This window comes from Lentzea sp. NPDC003310 (assembly GCF_040610935.1).
In the GTDB taxonomy this organism is placed as follows: domain Bacteria; phylum Actinomycetota; class Actinomycetes; order Mycobacteriales; family Pseudonocardiaceae; genus Lentzea.
The window spans coordinates 48,463-74,450 of sequence record NZ_JBEXNC010000031.1 but is presented as its reverse complement, the minus strand read 5'-3'; the positions used below and the strand labels follow the sequence as shown (position 1 = coordinate 74,450).

General features: G+C 69.5%; 23 protein-coding genes. 17 read left to right on the top strand and 6 right to left on the bottom strand.

Translation table 11 applies throughout. The features are described from left to right. Positions 1 to 1,238: 1,238 nt before the first annotated feature. Positions 1,239 to 3,278, top strand: a complete 2,040-nt coding sequence (locus ABZX02_RS41730; RefSeq protein WP_355307292.1) for an NACHT domain-containing protein — start codon at positions 1,239 to 1,241, stop codon at positions 3,276 to 3,278. Positions 3,279 to 3,299: 21 nt separating this feature from the next. On the opposite strand, the gene ABZX02_RS41725 is transcribed toward ABZX02_RS41730, so the two are convergent. After that, positions 3,300 to 6,122 (bottom strand): AAA family ATPase, encoded by a 2,823-nt coding sequence (locus ABZX02_RS41725; RefSeq protein WP_355307291.1) that lies wholly within the window; start codon positions 6,120 to 6,122, stop codon positions 3,300 to 3,302. Positions 6,123 to 6,285: 163 nt separating this feature from the next. Further along, positions 6,286 to 6,987: an SDR family oxidoreductase gene (locus ABZX02_RS41720; RefSeq protein WP_355307289.1), complete on the bottom strand. Its 702-nt coding sequence runs from the start codon at positions 6,985 to 6,987 to the stop codon at positions 6,286 to 6,288. Positions 6,988 to 7,192: 205 nt separating this feature from the next. On the opposite strand from ABZX02_RS41720, the gene ABZX02_RS41715 reads away from it, so the two are divergent. Next, positions 7,193 to 7,582 (top strand): ester cyclase, encoded by a 390-nt coding sequence (locus tag ABZX02_RS41715; RefSeq protein WP_355307287.1) that lies wholly within the window; start codon positions 7,193 to 7,195, stop codon positions 7,580 to 7,582. Here ABZX02_RS41715 and ABZX02_RS41710 read toward each other — a convergent pair. Then, complete coding sequence (locus tag ABZX02_RS41710; protein ID WP_355307285.1) at positions 7,533 to 8,564, bottom strand: helix-turn-helix domain-containing protein; 1,032 nt, start codon at positions 8,562 to 8,564, stop codon at positions 7,533 to 7,535. The two genes, ABZX02_RS41715 and ABZX02_RS41710, sit on opposite strands and share 50 nt — an antisense overlap. 71 nt (positions 8,565 to 8,635) lie before the next feature. Here ABZX02_RS41710 and ABZX02_RS41705 point away from each other — a divergent pair, with 71 nt between their 5' ends. After that, entirely contained in the window at positions 8,636 to 9,571 is a 936-nt protein-coding gene (locus ABZX02_RS41705; protein ID WP_355307283.1) for an NADP-dependent oxidoreductase, read from the top strand. Between the two features lie 120 nt (positions 9,572 to 9,691). Here ABZX02_RS41705 and ABZX02_RS41700 read toward each other — a convergent pair whose 3' ends face one another. After that, positions 9,692 to 10,567 carry a LysR family transcriptional regulator gene (locus ABZX02_RS41700; protein ID WP_355307282.1) on the bottom strand — a complete coding sequence of 292 codons (876 nt, stop codon included), beginning with the start codon at positions 10,565 to 10,567 and terminating at the stop codon, positions 9,692 to 9,694. A gap of 67 nt (positions 10,568 to 10,634) precedes the next feature. Between ABZX02_RS41700 and ABZX02_RS41695 the strand changes: the two genes are divergently transcribed. From ABZX02_RS41695 to ABZX02_RS41665, 7 genes are all read left to right on the top strand, one after another. Further along, a complete protein-coding gene (locus ABZX02_RS41695; protein ID WP_355307280.1) occupies positions 10,635 to 11,114 on the top strand; it encodes a cupin domain-containing protein in 480 nt (159 codons plus the stop codon). Between the two features lie 160 nt (positions 11,115 to 11,274). Next, on the top strand, positions 11,275 to 13,005 hold the full coding sequence (locus ABZX02_RS41690; protein ID WP_355307279.1) for an FAD-dependent oxidoreductase: 1,731 nt from the start codon (positions 11,275 to 11,277) through the stop codon (positions 13,003 to 13,005). A gap of 76 nt (positions 13,006 to 13,081) precedes the next feature. Further along, complete coding sequence (locus ABZX02_RS41685; protein ID WP_355307277.1) at positions 13,082 to 13,720, top strand: response regulator transcription factor; 639 nt, start codon at positions 13,082 to 13,084, stop codon at positions 13,718 to 13,720. A gap of 103 nt (positions 13,721 to 13,823) precedes the next feature. Then, positions 13,824 to 14,636 carry an enoyl-CoA hydratase/isomerase family protein gene (locus tag ABZX02_RS41680; RefSeq protein ID WP_355307275.1) on the top strand — a complete coding sequence of 271 codons (813 nt, stop codon included), beginning with the start codon at positions 13,824 to 13,826 and terminating at the stop codon, positions 14,634 to 14,636. A gap of 103 nt (positions 14,637 to 14,739) precedes the next feature. After that, entirely contained in the window at positions 14,740 to 14,898 is a 159-nt protein-coding gene (locus ABZX02_RS41675; protein ID WP_355307273.1) for a hypothetical protein, read from the top strand. Between the two features lie 61 nt (positions 14,899 to 14,959). Next, positions 14,960 to 15,643 carry a response regulator transcription factor gene (locus tag ABZX02_RS41670; protein ID WP_355307271.1) on the top strand — a complete coding sequence of 228 codons (684 nt, stop codon included), beginning with the start codon at positions 14,960 to 14,962 and terminating at the stop codon, positions 15,641 to 15,643. Next, complete coding sequence (locus ABZX02_RS41665) at positions 15,640 to 17,043, top strand: HAMP domain-containing sensor histidine kinase (protein ID WP_355307269.1); 1,404 nt, start codon at positions 15,640 to 15,642, stop codon at positions 17,041 to 17,043. The genes ABZX02_RS41670 and ABZX02_RS41665 overlap by 4 nt, the downstream gene beginning before the upstream one ends. Positions 17,044 to 17,062: 19 nt before the next feature. Here the strand turns inward: ABZX02_RS41665 and ABZX02_RS41660 are convergent, their stop codons facing one another. After that, positions 17,063 to 19,186 carry an MMPL family transporter gene (locus ABZX02_RS41660; RefSeq protein ID WP_355307267.1) on the bottom strand — a complete coding sequence of 708 codons (2,124 nt, stop codon included), beginning with the start codon at positions 19,184 to 19,186 and terminating at the stop codon, positions 17,063 to 17,065. 206 nt (positions 19,187 to 19,392) lie between these two features. On the opposite strand from ABZX02_RS41660, the gene ABZX02_RS41655 reads away from it, so the two are divergent. Next, on the top strand, positions 19,393 to 20,598 hold the full coding sequence (locus tag ABZX02_RS41655) for a hypothetical protein (RefSeq protein ID WP_355307265.1): 1,206 nt from the start codon (positions 19,393 to 19,395) through the stop codon (positions 20,596 to 20,598). Position 20,599: 1 nt separating this feature from the next. After that, on the top strand, positions 20,600 to 21,463 hold the full coding sequence (locus ABZX02_RS41650) for a Rieske 2Fe-2S domain-containing protein (RefSeq protein WP_355307264.1): 864 nt from the start codon (positions 20,600 to 20,602) through the stop codon (positions 21,461 to 21,463). Between the two features lie 18 nt (positions 21,464 to 21,481). On the opposite strand, the gene ABZX02_RS41645 is transcribed toward ABZX02_RS41650, so the two are convergent. Continuing rightward, on the bottom strand, positions 21,482 to 22,147 hold the full coding sequence (locus ABZX02_RS41645; RefSeq protein WP_355307262.1) for a response regulator transcription factor: 666 nt from the start codon (positions 22,145 to 22,147) through the stop codon (positions 21,482 to 21,484). Between the two features lie 149 nt (positions 22,148 to 22,296). Here ABZX02_RS41645 and ABZX02_RS41640 point away from each other — a divergent pair, with 149 nt between their 5' ends. The 5 genes from ABZX02_RS41640 to ABZX02_RS41620 all read left to right on the top strand — a co-directional run bounded on the left by ABZX02_RS41640 (position 22,297) and on the right by ABZX02_RS41620 (position 25,870). Then, entirely contained in the window at positions 22,297 to 22,578 is a 282-nt protein-coding gene (locus tag ABZX02_RS41640; protein WP_355307260.1) for a hypothetical protein, read from the top strand. Between the two features lie 53 nt (positions 22,579 to 22,631). Then, positions 22,632 to 23,000, top strand: a complete 369-nt coding sequence (locus ABZX02_RS41635; RefSeq protein ID WP_355307259.1) for a hypothetical protein — start codon at positions 22,632 to 22,634, stop codon at positions 22,998 to 23,000. 230 nt (positions 23,001 to 23,230) lie between these two features. After that, positions 23,231 to 24,244 carry a UDP-glucose 4-epimerase GalE gene (gene galE / locus ABZX02_RS41630; protein WP_355307257.1) on the top strand — a complete coding sequence of 338 codons (1,014 nt, stop codon included), beginning with the start codon at positions 23,231 to 23,233 and terminating at the stop codon, positions 24,242 to 24,244. 31 nt (positions 24,245 to 24,275) lie between these two features. Continuing rightward, complete coding sequence (locus ABZX02_RS41625; RefSeq protein WP_355307255.1) at positions 24,276 to 25,076, top strand: phytanoyl-CoA dioxygenase family protein; 801 nt, start codon at positions 24,276 to 24,278, stop codon at positions 25,074 to 25,076. After that, complete coding sequence (locus ABZX02_RS41620) at positions 25,073 to 25,870, top strand: LLM class F420-dependent oxidoreductase (RefSeq protein ID WP_355307253.1); 798 nt, start codon at positions 25,073 to 25,075, stop codon at positions 25,868 to 25,870. Before ABZX02_RS41625 ends, ABZX02_RS41620 begins: the two co-directional genes overlap by 4 nt. Positions 25,871 to 25,988 lie beyond the last annotated feature (118 nt).

Below are 25,988 nucleotides of genomic sequence, written 5' to 3'. Positions count from 1 at the left end.
CAGACGGACAGAGCCGATGAGCCTTGGGAGCACGGAGTGGGAGCAGATTGGGAGCAACTCCGTGCGTTGAACGTGCCCGAACTGTCCTCAATGGACCTGAACGGAACCGCGCCGACCTGCAGGAGTGTTGTTTTCGCAGGTCAGCGCAGTATCGGCGCCCTAGTTCACACCGAAGAGGTCACTGGTTCGATCCCAGTATCGCCCACAGTGTGTTTTACCTAGTCAGACGGCCTGTCGATGATTTCATCGGCAGGCCGTTTGCGTTGCATGAGGCAGAACTGCTCCGCAGCCGCGACCTCTTCCGGAATGGGCACGGAGCAAACCGCTGAGCTGACTCGAGGTTGCGAAAGTTGATCGGACGCAGGCGCACGTAGCCTGGGACGTCGGCGCGCCCTCAACAGTGACAAGCACCTTCATCCGGTGGAGCGCCGATCTCGAGCTCTTGGATCCTGCCTACCCGACAGCTGCGCGGCCAAGATCATTTGGCCGCCCCTGGGACGCAGACTGCCCATCAGAAGTCGTCGTTGCACAGGCGTAACGCAAGTCGCGACGCGAACGACGTCATGGGGTTCGCCCCAGACTGGTGACCTGCGCCGAGCGGTCGATCGACCGCTCACCGGCAATCCACTACGCAGTCAATTGATCACTAGTGGCAAGAGTTTCCATTCCAGCCAGGAATACGACGCCAAGCTTGACCACTTTCAACCGCTGGACAAGGTTGTCAGTCAAACCAAACAGTCGGCACGCATTTCCGCTCCGGAGTTTCGCATGCGCGAAGCAAATCAGCCGCGCCGATCGGCTCACGACTCGCAGTTACGCCATTCGGCGCGCCGCGTCGGCCACTCGCCGAATCTGGGCGCTTCGTGGCCGCGGGCAGACGTAGCGGTCAGTCATGCTGATCTCATTCGAGTGACAACTATCCGTAACTAGAACGTGGCCGCTGTTCCGACCGGGCAATGCTCCAAGATCCCCGGCGGCTGAGCGTTCCTCCTCTCAGCAGATCCAGGGGCAACAAGCACCTGCGTCGTCGGCCACCGAACAGCACCCTTCCGCTTCCCAGATCACGAGAGCCACAACCCGCACAGAACCAGTCCAGGCGTCGAGCAGCTCAGGAGCACATCAGATCGGTTGGACGTCAAGGTGCGTCGGGGAACTCGCTCATCGGGAAGACAGGGGGAACGGCCGTGCGCCGGCCTAGCGTGGCGACGATTGCTCTTGTCGCAGTTGTACTTCCGGTGGTGGTGAACCTCGCCACCGACACCATCGAGCTTCCTGCGTGGTCGGATCAGCTCATGTGGGGCGTACTCGTCGTCCTGGCCGCAGCCACGGTCGTCTTCGAAGTACGGCGGGCTCCGCTCGTGACTTCTGAGGACAACACCTCAGCCCGAGACCGGCTGAACGAAGTCGTCGACCGGCTTGCGGAAGCAGTCACTTCGCAGTGGCGTGACGAGCAGGAGCGCCGACGCCTGCACGACCCTTTCCCGCTCACCCTTCGCTGGACCACGCGGGACACGGGACTGATCGACCACTGGGCCAACATCCGCAAGCTTCCCAGCGGAAAGACAAGCGGCCCTCTGAACCTCAACGGGGAAATCACCAAGATCAGGGAGACCTACGAGCGCGTCCCGTCCGGCCGCCTTGTGGTTCTCGGCAGCGCCGGCTCCGGCAAGACCGTGCTCGCTCTCAACCTCGTTCTGGATCTGCTGCACCACCGCCGTCCCGGGGACGTGGTCCCCGTCATGTTCAACCTCAGTTCGTGGAACCCCGTCTCGATGACGTTTCGCGACTGGCTGGTCGACCAACTGCTCCGTGATCATCCCGAGCTCGGCAAGGCCGGCACCGGAGCCGGCACTCTCGCGGCGGAACTGGTGAGCCGTAGGAAGGTGCTCCCTGTCCTGGACGGTTTCGACGAGATGGCGGCAGGACTGCACCACGCCGCGATCAAGGCGCTCAACAGCAACCAGATGACCCTCGTCGTGACCAGCAGGGTCGAAGAATTCGCTGCCGCCGTTCGATCCGCTGATGTTCTCACTGCTGCGGCAGCGATCGAACTCTCCGATCTGAAGCTGGACGACATAGCCGCTTACCTGCCTCGGACTGCGGCGCGTCGTCCCTCCACCGGTGGAAGGCTGGACTGGGACGCGGTCCTTTCAGAGCTTCGTGACCACCCGCGGGACGACGCGGCCGCGAACCTGATCGCAGCCCTGGCCACTCCCCTGATGGTCGGGCTCGCTCGCACCATCTACAGCGACACCCCGGATGCGAACCCCAAGGATCTGCTCGACAACGAGGAGCTCCGATCACAAGCCATGGTCGAGAGGCACCTCCTCGAGGCCTTCCTCCCAGCGGCCTACCACCCCGCTTCCGTGGGCGAATCAGCAGGTTCGGGCAGCCCCAGCCGGTACACCGAAGCCAAAGCCCGACGGTGGCTGACTCATCTGGCTCGCGATCTCACACCCGAGATCACGTGGTGGAAGGTGAGCAGCAGCGTCCACCCGGCCGTGACCCTGGGCGTCTACGCGACCATCTACGCGGCCATCTTCGGGTTCTTCTTCCGTCCCGACGCCGCGGCTTACCTCACCGTCGTCTGCACTGCGCTTCTCATCGTGCACGTGCTGCGAGCTCCGCTGCCCGCGCAGGTGCACTTCCAGATGCGCGAGTTCATGGGCATGATGCGTCAAGAGATAGCGAAAGGCACGCAGGGCAATCTCGACGAGGCGTTGTTGTTCGGCGGCGTGGTCGGTGTGGGGTTCGGGTTCCTCATCGCGGCCAACACGCTCGACCACGGTGCCGCGAGGGGTATCGCGCTAGGACTCGTGTGCTGGCTCGCGGGAGCGTTGGCCTATCTCGCTACGGCACTTCGGCCGCGTGTCCTCAGCAGGTCGGTCAACACCAAAACGGTTCCCAGTCCGTCCAGGATGATCGCCGACGACCGCAAGTGCGCGATCTTCCGGGCACTGGCGTACGGCCTCGCTCTCAGCGTGCCCACCTACAGCCTGTTCGACATCCGCCGCGCCACAGAGATGGCTGTGGCAGTCACGATCGCCTTCGCGCTCAGCGGCACAGCGTGGGGACGGTGGATCGTGATCGGGCGCTTCTGGCTCCCCCTCGCCGGCCGCCTGCCGTGGAACCTCCACACGTTCCTCGACGACGCATGCACCAGGGCGGTGCTGCGGCAAACCGGTGCGGTGTACGAGTTCCGCCACGCAGCGCTGCGGGACAACCTCGCAGCCGTGTCCGACACGTGTCGGAGCCATCGGCAGACGCCGACCGTGTGAGGCTGTGGACAGCAGTCGCACTCAGACGGAGTCGTCGCCGAGCGCGGCCCTGAGTTGAGCCCTGTTGGCGACGCCCAGCCTGGGGAAGATCTTGTACAGGTGAGCGCCGACCGTGCGGTGCGAGACGTAGATCCGGTCAGCGATCTCCTTGTTGGTCATCCCCGCGGCCGCCAGCCGGGCGATCTGCAACTCCTTCGGGGTGAGCAGCGACTCCGCATCGGTGCGTTTGCGGTCGGTGGAACCTGCGAGGGTGCTGCCCGCCGCGCGCAGCTCGCTCGCGGCGAGGTCGGCCCACGGACGCGCGCCGGCCGCCTCGAATGCTCGCAGGGCGACGCTGAGTTGCTCCCTGGCGTGGAGGATGCGCCGGGCACGACGTAGCCACTGTCCATATGCGAGCCGGGTGCGCGCCACCTCGAGCACGGCGGGGCTTTGCGCTGCCAGCGCCGCCTCGAAGTGCCGCTCTGGTTCGTCGCCGATCTGTGCGAGGGAGCGGTGCACCAGGTTGTCCAGGTGCGGACTGCGGAACACCGCGGCCTCGGCTTGCGCGCTCTCCACCAGTGGTCGGACCTCGTCGGTGCGGCCTGCTCTCACAGCCGCTTCGGTCAGGTCGCCCAGCGACCACAGGCCCATGCCGGGGTGACCCCGGGCCGCGACCAGTGCCGCCCACGCGTCCTCGTGGCGGTTCTCGTTCAACGCCACGGCGCCCGTCACCCAGCTCGCCCTGGTCCGGAACCCGACCAGGTTGTCGGTTCCCGTCGTGTCGGTGCGGTGGGAGAGCAGGGCGGACGCTCGCGCGTTGTCGCCGCGCCACGCGTGTGCCATGGCCAGGGTGATCGCCGAGAACGCGGCGACGGTACGAAGTCCCAGGTCGCCGGCGACCTGATGGGCGAACCCCGCGTCGGCCAGACCCTCCTGGAGTTCGCCGAGCACGATCCTGATCCGGGCGCGCTCGTGCAACGTCCACGCCTCGTCGCCGGGCGCGCCTGTTCGGTGGAAGTGGTCGACGCCGAGACTCCAGCAGTCCGAGGCCGCCGTGAGGTCGTGCACGGCCTCGGTCATCAGGCCCAGACCGATGATGATCTGCGGCTGGCTGGGCCTGCGTTCGGCGTCGGTGGAGAGGTGGCTCTCCCGCACGACTTCGAGCAGACCCGGTAGCTGCGCACGCACCGCCGGCGCGTGTTCGGCCGGGGCGAGCATCGCTCTACCGATGAGTGCGAGCAACCCGCCGTCCTGCCCTGCGGCCACGTCGATGGCTCGCAGGAGCCGGTCGCGCAGACCGTCCGGCAGGCCTTGCACGCGGTGCACGACGGAGGCCGTGGCCAGCACGCGCAGCCGTTGTGCCGCGTTCTCGTCACCGGTCGGTCCCGCCAGGCGGTCGACCAGACCCAGGAGGTCCTCGGTGCTGCGCCCCGGGAGGAGTGCGCTCATGGTCAGCGCGACCTGCGTCAGTGCCAGGAGGGTGAGCACCTCGGGATCGTCGGCCGACGCCCACGCCTCGCGCACCAGGCGCACGCTGTCCTCGATCGCACCGGACTGGCGCGCGATCTCCGCCGCGGAGGCCAGGCGTCGCGTGCGGTCCACAGTGGACGACGAGATCGCCGCCGCCCGGCGAAGTGCGGACACCGCCTCGGTGTTGGCGCTGCGGGCACGGGCGCGGACCGACACGATCTCCAGCTCTGCCGCCACCTCGTCGTCGAAGCCCGCGACCGCCGCGGCCGCGTGCCACGCCGCTCGGTCGGGATCGGTCGCCGCGACGGCGAGAAGCCGGTGCGCCGCGCTCCGTTCGGAGAGCGAGGCGGCACCGTAGACGGCGGATCGGACCAGCGGGTGCCTCAGCACGACCTGGTCCCCGGCGAGCGCGGCCAGGCGTGCGCGCTCGATCGGTGCCAGGTCGTCGAGTCCCAGCCCTGCCGCGTCCGCCGCCGTCATCAGCTGCGCCAGTGACGACTCGGGCGCGGCGACCACGAGGAGCAGCAACCGCCTGCTGCGCTCCGGGAGGCGGGAGACCCCGCTCAGGAAAGCCTGCTCCAGCCTGCGGGTCAGCGGCCACCACCGGTCACCCGCGAGGCTCGCTCGCCGCGGTTCACCCTCGGAGGCCCCGAGCAGCTCGACCAACGCCAGCGGATTGCCGGACGACTCGGCCAGCACCAGCTGCCGCACGTGGTCGTCGAGCGCAGGCCGCTGCTCGCGCAGCAGCTCCTCGGACTCCTCGTCCGACAGCGGTCCCAGCGGCATCTCCACCGAGACGACCGACCGGATCACCTCCGCCACCGTGTTCTCCTGGGCGTCGAGAGCGAGCTCGGAGCTGTCCGGCCGCATCGTCACGATCATCAGAGCCGACGTGGTGACGAGCCGCCTGGCCATGAACGCGACGGTCTGCGCGGTGGAAGCGTCGAGCCACTGCGCGTCCTCGACCACGACGAACACCCGTTGCTCCGCCGCGTACTCCTCCAGCAGACCGAGCGCGGCCAGCCCCACCAGCAACCGGTTGGGCGGTGGCCCCTCCGCGAAACCGAGCGCGACCTCGAGCGCACGTCGTTGCCCGGCGGGAAGAGCCGGCAGCCGGTCGAGCAGCGGCTGGAGCAACTCGTGCAGGGCGGCGAAGCCCGATGTCGTCTCGCTCTGCACACCGCGGCAGTGCAGACCTCGGAACCCCCGCTCCGCGGCGATCCGCGCTACCGCACCGACCAGCGTGCTCTTCCCGATGCCCGCATCGCCCTCGATCAGAACGACCTGACCGCCGGGGCAGGTGTCGGCGAGCATTTCCTCACAGCGAGCAAGCTCCTGCTTGCGGCCGACGAGCGGGACAGGGCCGGCGCTCGTGCAGGCGAAGTGGGACGGCACCCCGGCGATTCTAATGACTTCCCGAACGTCCGCACGGGCAGCGAACGAGGCCCTGCGCGCTGAATTTGGCCGACTTCCATCGGAAATTGACCTCATTCTGTCCGCGGCCCGATGCTGACAGTCTTTCGACTTGTGCGCGGGCCACCTGTCAGTCCACAGTGGATCAGCCGCGGCGCAGCTCGGGGTACAGACCTTCGACCGGTCCGGCGAGGCCCGCCTTGATGCGGCGGCTGAGGTCGTCGACCAGGATCTCGTACTCGCCGGCCTCGATCCCGTCGTAGGCGGTGCGCACGACATCGGCGGGAGCGAGCTTGACCGAGTCGACTCCCGTTGTCATCGGGGTGTCCGCGTAGCCGAGGTGCAGCGCCGCGACGTGCACTCCGTCCACCGCGAGCTTCATCCGCTGGGTGTTCGTGGCCGACCACAACGCGGCCTTCGTGGCGCTGTACGAGTCACCGTGTCCCACCCAGCTCAGCGCGGACAGCACGTTGAGCAGTGTGCCGCCGGCCTCGCGGAGCGCGGGAGCGAAGGCGTTGGCCACGATCAGGGCACCCCAGAAGTTCGTCTCGAAGAGCGCCCGGACACCGGTGAGGTCGTCGTCGAGCACGCTGGAGCCGTTGATCGCACCGGCGTTATTGATCACGAATGTGACGTCGGATGCGGCAGTGGCCGCAGAGGAGGCGGACGCCGGGTCCGTGACGTCGAGCTCCACCGGCACGATCCGCTCGTCGCCCCACTCCTGCGGCCTGCGCGCGGCGGCGTAGACCCTGGCGGCGCCGCGGTCGAGAGCCTGGCGGACGAAGTGCGCGCCAAGACCACCGTTGGCGCCGGTGACGAGGACGACCCCGTGTTCGAGCTTGGGCATTTCAGATCCGTTCGACGATGGCTCCGGAACAACGGTGCCGACAATGCTCTGCCGCCGTTCGGCTGTACATAGGTCGAATGACTGCGCCCGGCCCCTGGACACGCGGTGCAGTCATTTGACTCATGCCCACGAGGACGAGCGTGTTCGACAATCCCCACGCCCCGATTCACTGATTCGCACCGAACCCCTCGAAAGGCGCCTCACGATGTCCGATCTCGAACTCAACAAGAAAATCGTCGTCGAGTTCTACCAGACCGCTTTGGACGGTGAGCCGGAGAAAGCCGCCGACACCCACCTGGGCGCCGAGTACCTCCAGCACAACCCCGGCGCCCAGGACGGGCGGGAGGCGTTCGTGGGCTTCATGCGCTTCGTGCGTGGCCGGTTCCCGGACCTGCGACTGCACATCAAGCGCGTCATCGCGGAAGGCGACCTCGTCGTCCTGCACTCGCACATGGACCTGGAGCCCGGCAACCCGGCCAACCCCGGTCAGGCCGTGGCCGACATCTTCCGGGTGGAGAACGGCAAGGTCGTCGAGCACTGGGACGTCATCCAGGCAGTCCCCGAGAGCCCGGCGAACCCGCGCGGGATGTTCTGACCGCGGCGTCGGCATCGCCCACGTCGTCGGCGTGACCGGCCTGGAAGGTGCGCCGGTAGGCCAGGGGCGCGATGCCCAGCTCGGCGTTCATGTGCTGCCGCAACGAGGTCGCGGTGGCGAACCCGACCTCGGCGGTGATCTGGTCGACCGTGAGCGCGGTGGACTCCAGCAGCTGGCGGGCGCGGTCGAGGCGCTGCTTGATCAGCCACTGCCGCGCGGTCAGCCCCGTCTCGTCGCGGAACCGGCGGGCGAAGGTGCGCAGACTCATGTGGGCGTGCTGCGCGAGCTGGGGAAGGGTCAGCTGGTCGCCGAGGTGCTGCAGCGCCCACTGCCGGGTGGCGGAGGTGGAGGCGGCGCCGTCGTCCGGCACCGGCCGGTTGATGTACTGGGCCTGTCCGCCTTCCCGGAAGGCCGGGACCACGCACCGCCGGGCGGCCTGGTTGGCCACCTCGGTGCCGTGGTCGAGGCGGATCAGGTGCAGGCAGAGGTCCACTCCCGCCGCGGCGCCCGCAGAGGTGAGGACGTCACCGTCGTCGACGAACAGCCGACCCTCGTCGAGCCGGATGTGCGGGTACCAGCGGCGGAACAGCGGCGCGCACTCCCAGTGGGTGGTGGCCGGACGGCCGTCGAGCAACCCGGCGGCGGCCAGGACGAAACCGCCGGTGCAGATGGAGGCCACACGGGTACCCGAGCGGATTCCGGCGAGCGCGACGGCGACGTCCTCGGGCAGCTCCCGGCTGAGCCGGTACGGGTCGACGGGCGCGACGATCACCGTGTCCGCCGACTCCAGCAGGTCCGAACCGTGTTGCGGGGTCAGGGAGAAGCCCGCGTTGGTCTCGACCGAACCGCCGTCGACCGTGCAGGTGAGCACCTCGTACCGGTCCTCGGCCGCTCCCAGGACACGGGCAGGAATGCCGAGGTCGAACGGGTAGACCCCGTCCAGGGCGAGAACGGCGACTCGGTGGCGCTTCGAGACGACCATGGCACGATTCTATCGCATGTTGACCTATCTGCCAGTTTCGGCACGGAGCTTCCCAGCCGACAGTGAGCGGTATGACGGACACCATGTCGGCGATCAGCCAGAACGAGTTCGGTGGCCCCGAGGTACTCGAACTCGTGTCGCTTCCCCTCCCCCAGCCCAGCGTCGGTGAGATCCTCGTGCGCGTGCACGCGGCGAGTGTGAACCCGGTCGACGTGTACAACCGGGAGGGCGGGGTGCTCGTCGGCAAGCCTCCCTTCGTGCTCGGCTGGGATGTGTCCGGCACCGTGACCGCGGTCGGTCCCGGCGTGACCGTCCACGCTCCTGGGGACGAGGTCTTCGGCCTGCTGCCGTTCCCTCGCGGGCACGGCGCGTACGCCCAGTTCGCCGTCGGTCCCGCCCGCGCCTTCGTCCCCAAGCCGGAACGCCTCACGCACGTCGAAGCGGCCGCACTCCCGCTCGCGGGCCTGACCGCCTGGCAGGCACTCGTCGAGACGGCCGGTCTCACCGCCGGCAGCCGGGTGCTGATCACCGGTGCGGCGGGCGGCGTCGGACACCTGGCGGTGCAGATCGCCAAGGCCCGCGGCGCCCACGTGATCGCCCAGGTGTCGCCGGGCAACGCCGAGTTCGTGCGGTCGCTGGGTGCCGACGAGTTGATCGATTACACCACGACGCCCGACTTCAGCTCCGTGGCCGGTGACGTCGACATCGTCTTCGAGACGGTCGGCCAGTACGCGCCACAGGCTGTCGCCGCTCTCAAGCCCGGCGGTTTCCTGGTGTCGACTCTCGTCCAGACCCTGGCTCCGGTCGCGGCGGCGGCAGGCGAACGCGGCGTGCGCATCGCCGGTCTGCTCGTCGAGTCCGACCGGCTCGGGATGACCGCTCTCGCCCAACTGGTGCAGGACGGCTTGCTCACTCCGACTGTCGCCGCCACGTTCCCCCTCCGCGACGCGGGCATCGCGCAGTCCACGAAATCCGGCCCGGGCAAGACCGTCCTCGTCGTCGGCTGACCGTCCACGCCAACAAGTCCACAGAGGACTGGGAGGTGCCCGGGAAACCCCTGCCGACCTCCCGGACACCTCCGAGACCAGTCTGGAGTCACAACCCGTTGGCGTGCATGAGTCAAATGACTACAACTCGCGCTTGAAAGCGTTCACGGCAGCCGGGACCGCGCCGCGCCGCCACGTCACGATGAGGTCGATCGCGCAGTCCTCGATCGGGATGAACCGAACGCCCGGCGGCTTGAGGATGGTCTCGAACGACCGCAACATCACCGACACCGCGAGACCTGCCGCGACCGTGGCCACGATGTTGGTGAGCGTCGCCTCCTGCACCGTCGCACGCACTCCCGCGGCACGCAGCCGATCGGTGAGCCACCGGTACCCCACCGGCTGATCAGTGCGGTTGAAGAACGTGAGGGGCTCGCCCTCCAGGTCCTCGAACCGCACGGACTCCTTGCCTGCCAAGCGGTGTTCGTCCGGCACGACCACGCACACCTGTTCAGCCGACACCACCTGGTGGCACAGGTCGTCCGGCGGCGGCTCGATCAGGTTCAGCGCGACGTCGATCGCGCCTTCACGCAGCTCGCGCCACTGGTCGTCGTCGACGAGCTCGGTGATGCTGACCGCCACGATCGGGTGTTCCCGGCGGAACCGCGCCAGCGCGCTCACCAGTTGCACCGGTGAGCAGCCGGGCAACACCGCGATGGCCAGCCGGCCGACCTGCCCGACCGCCGCCTGCCGTGCCACGCTCAGCACGTTCGCCGCCGCGTCGAGCGCCTTCCTGGCGGCGCCCACCACCGGTTCGGCCACCTGCGTCACCTTCAGGCGCCTGCCGTCGCGTTCGAACAGGGGAAGACCGAGCCGCTGCTCCAGCAGGCGCAGCTGCCGGCTCAGCGAAGGCTGGGCGATGTGCAGCTGGTCCGCAGCCGCGGACACGCTCCCCTCGTCGGCGACCATCACCAACGCCTGCAGCAGCCGCAATTCCACCGGGTTCGACGTATGCACTCTCGCTATGTTAAGCAAGCCCAATCGGCATTGGACAGCTATAGGTGCACCGCTGTGTGATCGAACCATGACGTTCCACCTTCCGGCCAAGCCGGCGATTTTGACGCCACAGGAACAAGAAGCCGTCTGGTTCCTGGGCGCCCTGCTCACGGTTCGCACGGGCGGCGACGGTACCGGCGGGCAACTGGCGGTGCTCGAACACCAGGGCGAGCGCGGCTACAACAGCCCGGCCCACCTGCACCTCGACGATGACGAGACTTTCCTCGTCCTGGAGGGAGAACTGCGCGTCGAGGTCGGCGGGCAAGCCCGTGCCGCGGGACCGGGCTCAGTCGCCTTCCTGCCGCGCAACCTGGCGCACGCGTTCGTGGTGACGAGTCCGCAGGCGCGTTTTCTCACCCTGCACACTCCCGCGGGGTTCGAGAAGTTCGTCGTCGAGGCAGGCACGCCGACCCGTCCGGCGGAGGAGCTGCCACCGGATCCCGCCGCACTCGGAGCCATGGCCGCCGCGTACGGCATAGAGATCGTCGGACCTCCTCCCTCGCTCTGAGTCCTTCGTGGACGGTCAGGCGGGGCTTCGGAGCGCGAGTCCGGCGCTGCCCGCGGGGGCGGTGGCCGCTGCCCCTGCGGGGCAAGAACGTCGCGGATCGCACCACGAGGTCAGCACCGGTGCCACCGTGAAGGTGATTCTCCGAGAAAGGCCCATCCCCATGCACAGTGCCGACTTCGCGCTCACCGGCGGTACGTCGTTCCCCGAACTCGGCTCGAGCCCTGAGGAACTGATCGCGATCGCGACGCAGGTCCTCGATCCCGACCAGCTCGCCAGGGCCGCCGGCTACGGCGTCCCACGCTCCGTCGCGGCCGGCGAGCTGCTGTACGAGATCGGTGAGGCGAACTGCGACCTCGTCGTCTCCGGCACCGCGACGCTCGCCTCCTACCGGGAACACGACCCGGACGGCTCCGGTGAACCCTTCCTCGTCTCCGGTCCCGGAGGGTTCGCCGGCGAGCTGAGCCTGCTCACCCGGCAACGACGCACTCTCGCGGTGCGAGTGACGGAAGCCGGTGTGGTGCACGTGATCGACCAGGCGTCGTTCCGGCGGCTCATGGCCCAGCAGACCGACCTCGGTGACGTCTTCCTGCGCGCGTTCCTGACCAGGCGGCGCATGCTCCGGTGGGGCTCCGCGCACTCGACCCGGATCATCGGGGACCCGCGTTCGGGCGGCGGGCTGGCGTTGCGCGTGTTCCTGTCCCGCATGGGACTGCCGTTCCTGTGGCAGGACAGCACTTCCGAGGCCGGGGCGATCGCGCTGGCCGAGGTGGGGCTTGGTCCCGAGGACCTCCCCGTCGCGACGGCGGCGGGAGAAACGCTCGTTCAAGTGACACCGGGTGCTCTCAGCGAACGACTCGGACTGTCCTACCAGGGCACCGGGCGTGGAGTCGCGGACCTGGCTGTCATCGGTGGCGGACCCGCTGGACTGGCGGCGTCGGTCTACGCCGCCTCGGAAGGGCTGACCACGGTGCTGTTCGATGGCGTCGTGATCGGCGGTCAGGCCGCGACCAGTGCGCGCATCGAGAACTACCTCGGGTTCCCGTTCGGGTTGAGCGGCCTGGACCTCACGACACGTGCCGCGGTGCAGGCGCTGAAGTTCGGCGCCGAGCTCGTCAGCCCCTGCGCCGTCGCGGACCTCCACCCCACCGACGACGGTCTGGTGCTGAGGCTGGCGAGCGGCGACGAGATGCGGGCGCGGACCGTGCTGATCGCGACGGGAGCGGCTTACCGGTCGCTCCCGGTCGACCGGTGGGACGAGTTCGTCGGCAACGGGATCTACCACGCCGCCACGGACCTCGAAGCCCAGAGCGTCGCGGGGGAACCGGTCGTCGTCGTGGGAGGCGCCAACTCCGCCGGCCAGGCCGCCCTGCACCTCGCCCAGCACGCGAGCCACGTGACGCTGCTGGTCCGCGGCGCCGACCTCGGCGCGCGCATGTCGTCGTACCTGGTCGACAGGATTCTCGCCGACCGGCGGATCACCATCCGCCTGCGTGCCGAGGTCTCGGCGCTGCACGGAACCGAGACGCTGACCGGTGTCTCGGTGACCTCCGAGGACGCGGACACGACCGAGGAGGTCGAGTGCCGCGGCCTGTTCAGCTTCATCGGAGCGGCGGCCGCGACGTCGTGGCTCAAGGGCCCGGCCGTGGACGCCGCCGGTTTCGTGCTGACGGACACGCACCTCACCCGAGAACACCTGGGTGCCGAGTGGGACGGTCTGGAGCCCGGCCCGTTGCCGTTCGAGACCAGCGTGCCGGGGGTGTTCGCCGCCGGTGACGTCCGAGTGGACTCGATGAAGCGCGTCGCGGCCGCGGTCGGCGAGGGATCCGGCGCCGTTCGTTCGGTGCACCAGGCGTTGTCGCGGCACTACGTCGGCAAGCACCGTCACAAATAGACAGTCATTCGACCTACGCACTCCCGAGCCGCGCGCGGCAGCCTGGTGACAGCACGCCGTTCGAGGAGGACCGCCGATGAACCAGGTCGTTGTGCCACCGCAACGCACACAGGCGAAAGCGATCCTCGTGGCGCCGCTCGCCACCGACGAGTTGACGCTGGCCGGACTCAAAGTGCTGCTGGCCCAACGACCGGAAGTGCGCATCGCCCCCGAGCAGAACGCCCAGGTACTCGTCTTCGCCGCACACCGCCTCGACAACCGGACGACGCCGATGCTGCGTGCGGCGACCAGCACGGCCGGCAGTCCCGTGGTCCTCCTGCTGGACGATCTCGCCGAGTCGCAGCTGCTGCTCGCCGTCGAGTGCCAGGTGCAGGCGATCCTGCCCCAGTCCACGCTCACCCCGGAACGCCTCGCACGGGCCGTCACCGCCGTCGCCGCCGGCGAGGGCGTGCTCCCGCCGTCGCTCGTCGGCGATCTCCTCGGCCACGTGCGGCGTCTGCTGGTGGAGGCAGGTCTGAACGCCGCGGGGCTCTCGCCGCGCGAGGTCGAGGTGGCGCGCCTGCTCTCCGCCGGCATGGAGAACGGGGAGGTGGCGGCCGAGCTGGGCTTGTCCGAACGCACCGTGAAGTCCGTGGTGCACACGATCACGAGGCGGCTCAACCTGCGCAACCGCGCGCATGTCGTCGCCCACGCGATGCGCTTCGGACTGATCTGAGTGTCGAGAGCACCTGAAGTCAGTTCAGTTCGACAGGTACGGCGCGATCGCCCGCGCCAACTCACCGGCAAGGTCCTGTTCCAGATGGAGGAAGACGACTGACATGAGCACACTCACCATGCACGCCATCGACGCCCACCGTTGGCGGATCGGCTTCGACAGCCCGCCCGTCAACCTCGTCACCCCCGAACTGGTCGCGGATCTGCAGGCCGCGCTCGACAAGGTCGAGGCCGATCCCGACGTGAAGGTCGTCGTGTTCGAGAGCGCGAACGACCACTTCTGGCTCAACCACTTCGACCTGGCCAGGGTCGCGGACTTCCCGGTGACGACCGACGGCGGTCCGATGTGGACGGACATCGTCCTGCGACTGACGGAGCTCCCGGTCGTCTCCGTGGCGAAGATCCGCGGTCGCGCCCGCGGTGGTGGCAACGAGTTCCTGCTCGCCTGCGACCTGCGCTACGCCAGCGAGGAACGGGCGCTCCTGGGCCAGATCGAGGTCGGCACGGGCATTCTCCCCGGTGGCGGCGGCACCGAGCGCCTGCCGCGGATGATCGGCAGGGACCGGGCCCTCGAAGCAGTGCTCACCTGCAACGACTACCCGGCGGCCGTGGCCGCGCGCTACGGCTGGGTCACCGAGGCCCTGCCGGACGCGGAACTGGACGAGCACGTCGACTCGCTCACCGCCCGGATCGCCACGTTCGACAAGCCGGTGCTCGCCGGCGCGAAAGCCCAGATCAACCGAGCCACGTTGCCGCCGGCCGAGGACGTGCGCGCCGCGTACGGCGAGTTCGTCGAGTCGATGGGACAGCCCTGGTTCCGGCACCGCCTCGACCTGTTGCGCCGGGCCCACTCACGACACGGCGCGGACCTGGAGCTGAGTCTCGGCAAGCACATCGGCCGGCTCGCGGAGGACTGATCGGCGACGAAGAGGCCGGACAGCAACGGAAATCAACACCGACTCGACGCCGCCATCTGCGACACGAGCAGGATCGCGGGCCGCGACGCTCCAGCAGCCCGAAGTGCCGGTCGGCATCATTCCCGGCGGTGGCGGCAGCGTCCGCCTCCCGCGCCTGGTCGGGGCCGGTCTGGCCGCCGATGTGCTGACCTGGGCCGCTCAGCTGGCAGCGGCACCGGCGGCCGTGTTCGGGCGACTGTCCGCCTCAGCGGTGACGCTCTAACGCTGCCCTCAGGTTCGTCGGGGACGATGAGCGGCCAACGCGACGAGTGGAGGCGGCCGACGTGCGGATCATGATCGCGGACGACGAGGCGGCGATCCGCGAGTCGCTGGAGCGGGTGCTCCAGGTCGAGGGGTACGACACCAGCACCGTTGCCAACGGCCTCGCCGTGCTCGAGAAGGTCGACGGTGACGAGCCGGATCTGCTGATCCTCGACGTGATGATGCCGCGCCTCGGCGGGGTGGAGACCTGCCGGCGGTTGCGGGCGGCGGGGCGGGATCTGCCCGTGTTGATGCTGACCGCGCGGGACCAGGTCTCGGACCGGGTGGCGGGGTTGGACGCGGGCGCTGACGACTACCTGCCCAAGCCGTTCGCCACCGAGGAGTTGCTGGCCAGGGTTCGGGCACTGTTGCGGCGGCGGGGGCCGGGCGGTGACGAGTCGCCGGTCTTGACGTTCGCCGACCTGCGGGTCGATCCCGACCGGTTCGAGGCGTGGCGGGGTGGGCGGCCGCTTCGCTTGACGCGGACCGAGTTCTTCCTGCTGGAGGTCCTGGTGCGCAATGCGACCAGGGTGTTGACCCGGGGCGAGTTGTTCGGGGCGATCTGGGGGTTCGACATGAGCGTCACGTCCAACAACCTCCAGGTGTACGTGAGCTACCTGCGCCGCAAGATGGAGGCCGGGGGTGAGCCGCGGTTGCTCTACACGCGGCGCGGTCTGGGGTACACGTTGCGGGGGACTCCTCCGTGAGGCTCACTCGGTGGTGGCGTCGGCGGTCGTTGCGGACGCGGTTGACGGTGATCGCGGCCACGGCCATCGCGGCCAGTGTGTTCTTGGCTTTCCAGGTGGCCAGCGAGTTGTTGGACTGGGAGTTGCGGAGTTCGGCGGAGGAGCAGTTGCGCGCCGATTCCCGTGTGCTGGCGGCGAACGCGGAGCGTGCCGGTCTGGCGCGGGTCGAGCTGCCGCCGTATCCCGGATCCGGTCGGCTGGTGCGGGTGGTGCTGTCCGACGGCTCGATCCGGACGCCGGACGGCCAGCCTGCACTGCCGCCGGTCAGTGAGGACGCGTGGCGCGTGGCGCGTGGCTTGTCCGCTGATCTGGTGGAGTCGGGTGACAGTGACGAGGACGGCTACCTCGTCTACACGCTGCGGGCCGGTGACGGAGCGGTCCAGGTGGCTCGCGCCGCCGACGACACCCCGATCAACCGGTTCGGGTTCGGGATGTTGTTGATCGGGCTGCTCTGCGTGGTGTGCGGCGCCCTTGTCGGGCGGGCTGTGGCGCGGGCCGGGCTGGCGCCGATCGACCGGCTGACCGCCGCCGCTGTCCGCGTCGCGCGCACGCGTGATCTCGACGCCGACATCCCCGACGAGGGCGGTGGGGAGATCCGGCAGCTGATCCGGTCGATCAACGACATGCTCGCCGCGCTCCGGGACTCGCGGCAGGCCCAGCGGCTGCTCGCCGAGGACGCCGCCCACGAGCTCAAGACCCCGCTCACCAGCCTGCGCCTCAACATCGAGCTGCTGATCCGGCTCGATCGGCGCGGCACGCTGGACAGCGCGCTGCCCTCGGAGAGCCGGACCCGGCTGCTCCACGACCTCGGCGCGCAGGTGGCCGAGTTGAGCACCCTCGCCACCGAGCTGACCGACCTGGCGCGCGGCGACGTCAGCGACGAGAACGCCGAACTGCTCGACCTCGCCGACGTGGTGGTGGCCGCCGCGGCCCAGGCGCGGTCCCGCATGCCCGACGTCGAGGTCTCGCTCGACGTGACCCCGGTGTTGGTCAGCGGGCGTCCCGCCGCGCTCCGGCGGGCGGTGCTCAACCTCGTCGACAACGCCGGCAAGTGGTCCCCCGCGGACCAGCCGGTCCAGGTCCGGCTTCGTGTCGGGGGAACGTCGGCGGTGCTCGAGGTGGACGACGCCGGGCCGGGCATCGACGCCGCCGACGCACCTCGGGTGTTCGACCGGTTCTACCGCGCCGACAGCGCCAGGGCGTTGCCGGGATCCGGTCTGGGGCTGTCGATCGTGCAACGGGTCGTCGACGCCCACGGCGGGCGGGCCACCGTCGCCCGTTCCCCGCGCGGTGGCGCGCTGCTCCGGGTCGAGCTCCCGATCGCCCGGCTCGCCGCCGGGGAAGGCACCGCGGTGCGCTGACCCTCCCCGGCTCCCGCGCTCACCCTTGCAGCACGGGCACTTCGTCGTCGGCGAGCGGTCGTCGACCGTCCGGCAGCTCTGCCGGCCGGGACAGCCGGCTCGGCCACCACATCCGCCGGCCGATCAGCAGGGTGAGAGCGGGCACCAGGAGCGACCGCACCAGCAGGGCGTCGAGCAGCACGCCGAAGGCGACCAGGAACCCGACCTCGATCAGCATCACGAGCGGAAGCGAGACGAGGACACCGAACGTGGCCGCCAGGACCAGGCCCGCCGAGGTGATCACACCACCGGTGGCGGACAAGGCTTTGAGCATGCCCTCGCGGGTGCCCAGCCGCACCGCTTCTTCCCGTGCCCGGCTGGCCAGGAAGATGTTGTAGTCGACGCCGAGCGCCACCAGGAACAGGAACGCCAGCAGCGGCACCGAGTAGTCGACGCCCTTGAACCCCAGGATCGTGTCGAAGACGAACACGCTGCCGCCGAAGGCCGCCGCGAAGGAGACGACCACGGTGGCCATGAGGACCAGCGGGGCCACGACGGCTCGGAGCAGCAACCCGAGAACGACCAGGACGACGAGGAGCACCAACGGGATCACCAGCTTCTCGTCGCGACTGGTGGTCACCTCGGTGTCGAGGTTCTCCGCGCTCGGCCCGCCGACGATCGCCTCCGCCCCGTTCACCGCGTGCACGGCGGTGCGCACCCGCTTGATCGTGTCGTACTCCGCGGCGGTGTCCGGCGCGTCCGTCGGGAACACCGAGATGTCGGCCCAGCCGCCCTTGGTCTCCCCCGGAACCGCCGCCGCCACACCGCGAACGCCCTTGACGACGTCGAGCACCCGCTCCTGGTGCGCCGGTCGCGTGAAGATCGTCATCGGCTGGCCGCCGAGCTCCGGGAAGTGCTGGCGCAGCACGGTGAACCCGGTGACCGACTCCGGCGCGGACACGAACTGGTCCTGCTCCCGCAAGGCACTGGTGTTGCCCGTCAACCCGAGGGCGAGCACGCCCAGGACTCCGAGCGAGCCGAGTGCCGCCACCCACCGGCGGCGGTTGATGGCGGCGCCCAGCCGGGTCCACATCCCCGGCTTCTCCTGCACGGCCGCGCCGAACCTCGGGACGGCCGGCCAGAAGATCCGCCTGCCGAGCACCACCAGCAGCGCCGGGAACAGCGTCAGCATGGCCACCAACGCGCACAGGATGCCCGCCGCGCCGATCGGGCCCAAGCCGCTGGTGCTGTTCAGGTCCGCGACGAGCAGGCACAGCAGGCCGGCGACCACGGTGGCGGCGGACGCGACGATGGCCGGTGCCGCGCCGCGCAACGCGTGGATCATCGCGACCCGGACGTTCTCGTGGTGGTGCAACGCTTCCCGGTACCGGGCGATGAGCAGCAACGCGTAGTCCGTGCCGACGCCGAACACCAGGATCGTCAGCAGCGCCGAGTTCTGGTCGTTGACGACGATGCCGAAGCCCTTGACGAGCAGGTAGACGGTCGCCATCGAGGTCACCGCGGCCGCGCCCACGGCCACCAGCGGGACGAGCCACAGCACCGGGCTGCGGTAGGTGATGATGAGCAGGAGCGTGACTACGACGAGGGTGGTGAGCAGGACCTGCAGGTCGATGCCGTCGAAGACGGCGTCCATGTCGCCGTCGACCGCGGCCGGGCCGGTCACCTCCAACTGGAGGCCTGAGGGGCGGTCTTTCGCGGCGTCGCGCAACGGGCCGACGACAGCCTCCGGCTCGCCGTGGGTCGCGCTCACGTCGAGGGTGAACATCATCGCCTTGCCGTCGGCGGAGGGTTGCGTTTCCGCGCCCTCGTCGTCCTCACCGGCAGGCGCCGCAACCTTGGGCGGGTACCGCTTGACCAGGGTCTCGTAGTGGCGTTCGACCGTCGCGCGGTCGGCGTCGGTCATGCCGCTGTCGCGGTGGTACACGAAGACGAACGTGTTGTCCTCGCCGCCGGGGAGGCTGTCCTCCAGCGCGGCGACCTTGGTGGACTCCGCCCCGGCCGGCAGGGTGTCCACGGCCTTGTCGGTGGTGACCGAACTCAGCTTTCCGCTCAACGGCGTCATGACGACCGTCAGCACCAACCACAAGCCGATCACCAACCACGGCACCCACCGGCCGGTCAGCCGCGTTGCGTTGACTGTCATTCACGAGCCTCCTGCATCCGTGTCACTTCGCCTGTCTGGCGCCCACTTCCTACCGAGCGAAGATGAGAAGACCGTTAATGCGGTGCTCAGGACTGTCCTCTTGTCCTAAGAGGACTTGAGGACGTAGTACCGTCGTACCGGCCACTCGTGAAAGTGACGACCGCGGTACGACGAAAAGCGATGAACTCGGCCCTAGCGTTCAGGCCATGAAGAAACGTTTTGGTCCACTGTGGAGGTTCGAGGTGGCCACCGTGGCGCTGGCTACGGCGTTCGCCGTCGTCGCCTGCGGATCGAGCACCGGCGGCGGTGCGGCACCCGTCCCGCCCGGACCGCACAACGGGCACGCGGGCCGGCCACCGGCCCCGACGCTGCCGCTGCGCGCCGGCGAGCGGTTCGTCGACGTGAAGATGGCCCAGGCCTACACGCCCACGCCGCCGGAGGGTGGCACGGACGACTACCGGTGCCAGGTGATCGATCCCGGCCTGACCAGGGCGGAGTTCCTGACCGGGACCCAGTTCACGCCGGAGAACGCCGCGATCGCCCACCACGCCATCGTGTACGCGGTGCCGCCGGACGGCGCCGCCGCGGTGCGCGAGCAGGACGCGAAGACCTCCGGCCTCGGCTGGCAGTGCTTCGGTGGCACCGGCGTGGAGGGCGCCGAGGAGGACGACGGGGACGCGGCGTGGGTGGACACCTGGGCGCCGGGCGCCGCGGAGACGCTGCTCGACCAGGACGTCGGCTACCGGCTGGAGCCGGGCAGCCTGATCGTCCTGCAGATCCACTACAACCTGCTCGCGAGCGACGGCAAGCCGGCGGGGTCGGACCGCTCGGCGGTGCGGCTGCGGCTGACGGACGGCACGCCGCAGACCCGGGAACTCGAGACGTGGCCGCTCAGCGCGCCGACCGACCTGCCCTGCACCGCCGACGAGTCGGGTCCGCTCTGCGACCGGGCGGCATCGATCGCGGACGTGACGAAGCGGTTCGGGGCGGAGACCGGCGAGATGGCGGACATGCAGGTGCAGGAGTGCAACCAGGGCGGCACGCCGAAACCCGGTGACACCCAGACCTGCGACCACAAGGTGGAGGCGCCGATGACGCTGTTCGCCGGTTTCGGTCACATGCACATGCTCGGGCGGGCTCTCAAGGTCGAGCTCAACCCGGGCAAGCCGAACGCCAAGGTGGTGCTGGACGTGCCGCAGTTCGACTTCGACAACCAGCGGCTGCTGAAACTGCCGTCGCCGCTGGAGATCGGTCCCGGGGACGTGCTGCGGGTGACGTGCACGCACGACGCGGGGCTGCGCAAACGGTTGCCACAGCTGAGCAAGCTGCCACCGCGCTACGTGGTGTGGGGCGACGGCACCAGCGACGAGATGTGCACGGGCATCATGACGGTCTCACCCCACAAGTCCTGACGTGAGGAGCGAACACGCACTGCTGCCGCTGCGTGCCTTTCTCGGTGGCACCTTCGTCTACGCCGGTGTCTCCAAGCTCCTCGACACGCAGTACCTGGACGGCACGTCGCCGCTCGGTGTCCACGCGCAGATGGTGAACGCCGCCGCGACCTCCCCGATCGGCCCGCTGGTCTCGCTGGCCGCCGACCACGCGACCGCCGCCGGGCTGGCGATCGCCTTCGGGGAGGTCGCGGTCGGCCTCGCCACCTTGCTCGGACTGGTCACCCGGTTCGCCGCGCTCGGCGGTGCCCTCCTGTCCCTCGGCTTCTTCCTGGCGGTGAGCTGGACGACTCGGCCGTACTACTTCGGGGCCGACATCGTGTTCGTCTTCGCCTGGACACCGTTGCTGATCGCGGGCGACGCGGGGGTGTGGTCGCTGAGTGCCCGGCTGAGCACGAAGGGACAGGACGACGCCGGGCGGCGCATTGTGTTGCGGGGCGGTCTGATCGCGGGTGCCGTGGCTGTGGTCGGAGTCGCTGCGAGCAGTGTGCTGGCGCTCGCCCGGCGCCCTGCCCGTTCGTCCGCGGACCCGGTGAGCCACGTGATCGCGTTCGTCGACGACGTTGTTGTCGGCTCGTCGAAGAGCTTCACGATGCCGAACGGGACGCCCGCGCACCTCCTGCGTCCGGCGCCGGACACGTTCCTGGCGTACAACGCCGCCTGCAGTCATCAGGGCTGCCCGGTCTCCTATGTCGGCCCTGGGTTCCGGTGCCCGTGCCACGGTGCCACCTACGACGAGAACGGGCAGGTGACCGGAGGTCCGGCACCCGCACCGCTGGTCAAGATCCCGGTCGAGGTGGTCGACGGGCAGGTGGTGCTCGCCTGATCTTCGTTGTTTCTGCGGTCAGCAGCGCTGGACCGGCCGGGTGAGCCTCAGGTCGTAGGCGAGGATGACGGCCTGGATCCGGTCCCGTGCGCCGATCTTGGCGAGGACCCGCCCGACGTGGGTCTTCACCGTCGACTCCGACAGCGTGAACCGACGCGCGATCTCGCCGTTGGTCAGGCCGTGGCCGATGGCGACGAGGATCTCGCGCTCACGGCGGGTCAGGGACCGCAGCCGAGGATCTTCCCGCACGGGGTCGTCGTCGAACTGGCCGGCGACCGCGTCGAGCAGCCGCCGGGTCAGCGCCGGCGCGATCACCGCGTCCCCGGCGGCGACGGCCCGGATTCCGGCGAGCAGCTCCTCCGGGCGGGCGTCGTCGAGCAGGAAACCGCTTGCCCCGGCTCCCAGCAGGGAGAACGCGTACCGGTCCGCGTCGGCCGTCGTCAGCACGAGGACCCGCGAACGCCCGCCGGCGGCGACGATGCGCCGGACGACCTCGATGCCGTTGACGGCCGGCGCGCGGAGGTCCACCAGCACCACGTCGGGACGCAGCTCGGTGGTCCGCCGAACGGCCTCGGATGCGCTCTCGGCCTCGCCGACGATCTCGGTGTCGGGGGCGCTGTCCAGCAGCACGCGGAACCCGAAGCGCTGCAGCGGCTGGGAATCCACCACTAGCACAGAGATCATGGCTGCCCTTCGGGGTCGCTCGGGCGGTCCAGCCGCCGTCCCGGTGATGGCTACTTCATACCGAGCAGACCTGAGACGACCGTTAAAGCGGCGGGCAACCCTGTTGCACCTGAGACGTCCGTCAAGTCGAGATCGACCAAGGGGGACGAATGCGCACGATCACCACGTTGTTGCTCGCCTGCTTCGCCTTGACCGCGTGCGGTTCGCACCGGATCGAGGCCGACCCGACGTTCCTCGTCCTGGACGTCGGCGAGAGCACGTACGACATCAACGTCACCAGCGGGCGGCCGGATGATCTGCTGGCGGACAACTGGCACCGGTCGACCGTCGACAGGGCGGAGTTCGAGGGCGAGGTGCGGAAGGGCGACCACGTGGTCTGCCACCTGACGGAGACCGATGCCGTGCGGATCACGAAGTGCCGGAAGGCGTAGCCGTTCCCTCTCCGTGACCCGCGCGTGGAACTCGGCACTGGTATGAAGCAGCTATGGGGTTGAGGCGGTTCTTCGCGCCGGTGGCGGTGGGTGTGGTCGTCGCGGTCGCGTTCCTGGGGTGGGGGTTCGTCACCCGGCACTCGGCGGTGCCCGATGTCGTCGAGGGGTGGGCGAGGCCGAACGGGAACGGGACGGCGATCGCGTTCTACGAGAGCGACGACCACCGGGACAGCAACTCCTACATCGTGGCCGGGGCGTCTTGGGCCGGGCGGGACGGCCTGTGGCACGACGGGGCGGACGGGCCGACGTGCGTGGGCACCGACACCTCCGCGAGGGTTCACGTGCGGTTGGGCGTCGTGGACGTCGAGCCGGACGTGGAGGGCGGTGGGCCGCGCGTGGTGTGGTTGCGCTGCCTCGACTAGGAGCGGCGGCACACCGGGGCCGCACGTCTTCCACTCGAGCCACTCCGAGTTGCAAGCGACCGGTTTTTCGCCGTCCGAGACGACGTTCGTCGTGGCTACCAGCAGCGATGTCACGGCGTGAACCCGACACCGATCCCGAGTTGCCAAAGCTGTCAAGGCAATCTTGTCAACATTGCCTAAGCTGGGGCAAACTGGTGAGGTCCGCGCTGACCTCTACCTGCGGGATGGGCATGGAGATCTTCGAGACACGAGTGGCAAGAGAGGTGCCCGGAGCCTGGCTGGTGGTCGGTGGCGCCGGGTACATCGGTTCTCACGTGGTGCGGCGGTTGCGGCAGGACGGGCGTGCGGTCGTGGCGCTCGACGACCTGTCGACCGGGGACGCGGCTCGCGTGCCGGACGACGTGCCGTTGGTCATCGGTTCCTTCGCCGATCGTGTGCTGGTCAGCGCGGTGTTGCGGGAGCACCGGATCGTCGGCGTGATCCACCTGGCCGCGCGCAAGTCGGCCACCGAGTCGGTGTCCTACCCGCGGCGGTACTACCGCGACAACGTCGAGGGCATGCGGGTGTTGCTCGACGAGATGGTCGATGCCGGGGTCACGCGGTTCCTGTTGTCCTCCAGCGCTTCCGTGTACGGGGTGCCGAGTGATCCGATGGTCACGGAGGCGACGCCGACCGCGCCGATCAGCCCCTACGGGGAGACGAAGCTGATCTGCGAGTGGTTGTTGCGGTCGGCCGGGCGGGCCAACGGGCTGTCGTGGGTCGCGTTGCGGTACTTCAACGTGGTCGGCGCGGATGATCCGCTGCTGGCCGACACCAGCCACGACAACCTGTTCCCCCTGGTGTTCCAGGAGGTCGCGGCGGGACGGCCGGCGACGGTCACCGGCGTGGACTACCAGACCAAGGACGGCACCGGGGTCCGGGACTACGTGCACGTCGCCGACGTGGCGGACGCGCACGCCGCGGCGGTCGAACGGCTGGAGCGGCAGCAGTCGGCGGACGTCTACAACGTGGGCACGGGGGTCGGGTACTCCGTGCTGGAGGTGCTCGACGCCATCCGGTCCATCTCCGGGCTTCCCGTCGAGGTGGTGGCACTTCCGCGACGGCCGGGGGACGCGCCCGAGATCGTCGCGAACGTCGACAAGATCGCGCGCGAGCTCGCCTGGAAGGCCGGGTACGACCTCGAGGCCATGGTGCGCAGCGCCTGGCGGGCGTGGTCGCGGCTGGACGCCGCCAGCGCGCTTTGACCCCAGAATCGCAGAGGAGCTCCGAAGCCTTATGACGCACCAACAACCGCCGGTGCTCGACGCCGCGGCACTCGAGCAGTTCGACCGGCTCGGCTATCTCGTCCTGCCCGGCTTCCTGCCCGAGGACCTGGTGGACCGGCTGCGGCCCGAGGTCGACCGGTGGGTCGACGACGGGCTGCGGGCCCGGTCCATCGACTCCGCCAAGGACCCGCGGACGCACGGTGTGCCGCCGGTCGTGGAACTGGAGCTGCCCGCGCACGGGGAGCTGATCACGTACCGGCCGCTGATGGAGCTGCTGGAGGTGTTGCTGGGCAAGGAGTTCGTGTTCCACCACCTGCACAGCGACCGGCAGGCCCCCGATCTGCCGGGCAAGGCGTGGCACCACGACTACGAGCAGGGGGCGGACGGCGACCGGTCGCACCTGATGATCCACACGCTGCACTACCTCGACGGGCTCGGGGACGACACCGCCTCGCTCGTCGTGCTGCCCGGATCGCACCTCGAGGACGCCGGCAAGACCGCGCGGGCACACCTCGGCACGGACGTGCTGCCCGGCGAGCTCGTGCTCGACCGGCTGCCACCGGGCTCCACGGTGGTGCTGCACTCCGCGCTCTTCCACGCCCGCCGGACGATCGACCGGCCGTCGGACAGGCCGCGCTACTTCATGGACAGCTCCTACTGCCAGACCGGCACGCAGTGGCCGCCGGTGAAGCCGTACTGGCGGCACATCCTCGACCGGGCGCGGGCGCTCGGGCTCGGGGCGGACCGGCCGGAACTGTTCGCGGAGCGGCACTTCACCGAGTTCGCCGGCGCGTCCGGCGGGATGTCATGACGGACCGGCCGGTGCGGATCGGGCTGCAGCTGCAGCCCCAGCACGCCGACTACCGCAAGATCCGCGCGACGGCCGCGGAGGCGGAGGCGCTCGGCGTCGACGTCATCTTCAACTGGGACCACTTCTTCCCGCTGTGGGGCGATCCCGACGGCCTGCACTTCGAGTGCTGGACGATGCTCGCCGCGCTGGCGGAGTCGACCAGCCGGGTGGAGCTCGGGCCGCTGGTGTCGTGCAACGGGTACCGCAACCCGGAGTTGCTCGCCGACATGGCGCGCACGGTCGACCACATCAGCGAGGGCCGGCTGATCCTCGGGATCGGGTCGGGATGGTGCGAGCGCGACTTCGTCGAGTACGGCTACGGCTTCGAGCCCGACGGCGCGCGGCTCGCGGAGTTCGCGCGGTCGTTGCCCCGGATCGAGGAACGGCTCGCGCACCTGAACCCGCCGCCCACCAGGAAGATCCCGGTGCTGATCGGCGGCAGCGGCGAGAAGAAGACGCTGCGGCTGGTCGCCCGGCACGCCGACATCTGGCACGGCTTCCACGACCCGGACACGCTGGCGCACAAGCTGAACGTCCTGAGGGACCACTGCGCCGCCCTCGGCCGCGACCCGCGGGAGATCGAGATCTCCAACGGCGTCTTCGGCCACCCGTCGCACGTCGGCCCGCCGGACGAGCTGGGGCCGCGCCTGCGTGCCCTCGGCGTCTCGCTGTTCACCGTCGGCATCGACGGCCCGCACTACGACCTGACACCGCTGAAGGACTGGATCTCCTGGCGCGACAGCCAGAACGGCTGAAGACCACGAAGGGGCGCTTTCCTCGCGAGGAAAGCGCCAGCGTTGCGCAAGTGGCCCCGCACGTCGGTGCCCGACGACCCGTTCGCCTGGCTGCTCACGGTCGCCCGCAACCACGCGC

Excerpts from the sequence above, each read along its gene's own strand:
- ABZX02_RS41720 (WP_355307289.1), bottom strand. The coding sequence starts at position 6,987 with ATGCCCAAGCTCGAACACGGGGTCGTCCTCGTCACCGGCGCCAACGGT.
- ABZX02_RS41715 (WP_355307287.1), top strand. The coding sequence starts at position 7,193 with ATGTCCGATCTCGAACTCAACAAGAAAATCGTCGTCGAGTTCTACCAG.
- ABZX02_RS41710 (WP_355307285.1), bottom strand. The coding sequence starts at position 8,564 with ATGGTCGTCTCGAAGCGCCACCGAGTCGCCGTTCTCGCCCTGGACGGG.
- ABZX02_RS41705 (WP_355307283.1), top strand. The coding sequence starts at position 8,636 with ATGACGGACACCATGTCGGCGATCAGCCAGAACGAGTTCGGTGGCCCC.
- ABZX02_RS41695 (WP_355307280.1), top strand. The coding sequence starts at position 10,635 with ATGACGTTCCACCTTCCGGCCAAGCCGGCGATTTTGACGCCACAGGAA.
- ABZX02_RS41690 (WP_355307279.1), top strand. The coding sequence starts at position 11,275 with ATGCACAGTGCCGACTTCGCGCTCACCGGCGGTACGTCGTTCCCCGAA.
- ABZX02_RS41685 (WP_355307277.1), top strand. The coding sequence starts at position 13,082 with ATGAACCAGGTCGTTGTGCCACCGCAACGCACACAGGCGAAAGCGATC.
- ABZX02_RS41680 (WP_355307275.1), top strand. The coding sequence starts at position 13,824 with ATGAGCACACTCACCATGCACGCCATCGACGCCCACCGTTGGCGGATC.
- ABZX02_RS41660 (WP_355307267.1), bottom strand. The coding sequence starts at position 19,186 with ATGACAGTCAACGCAACGCGGCTGACCGGCCGGTGGGTGCCGTGGTTG.
- ABZX02_RS41655 (WP_355307265.1), top strand. The coding sequence starts at position 19,393 with ATGAAGAAACGTTTTGGTCCACTGTGGAGGTTCGAGGTGGCCACCGTG.
- ABZX02_RS41645 (WP_355307262.1), bottom strand. The coding sequence starts at position 22,147 with ATGATCTCTGTGCTAGTGGTGGATTCCCAGCCGCTGCAGCGCTTCGGG.
- ABZX02_RS41640 (WP_355307260.1), top strand. The coding sequence starts at position 22,297 with ATGCGCACGATCACCACGTTGTTGCTCGCCTGCTTCGCCTTGACCGCG.
- ABZX02_RS41635 (WP_355307259.1), top strand. The coding sequence starts at position 22,632 with ATGGGGTTGAGGCGGTTCTTCGCGCCGGTGGCGGTGGGTGTGGTCGTC.
- galE (WP_355307257.1), top strand. The coding sequence starts at position 23,231 with ATGGAGATCTTCGAGACACGAGTGGCAAGAGAGGTGCCCGGAGCCTGG.
- ABZX02_RS41625 (WP_355307255.1), top strand. The coding sequence starts at position 24,276 with ATGACGCACCAACAACCGCCGGTGCTCGACGCCGCGGCACTCGAGCAG.
- ABZX02_RS41620 (WP_355307253.1), top strand. The coding sequence starts at position 25,073 with ATGACGGACCGGCCGGTGCGGATCGGGCTGCAGCTGCAGCCCCAGCAC.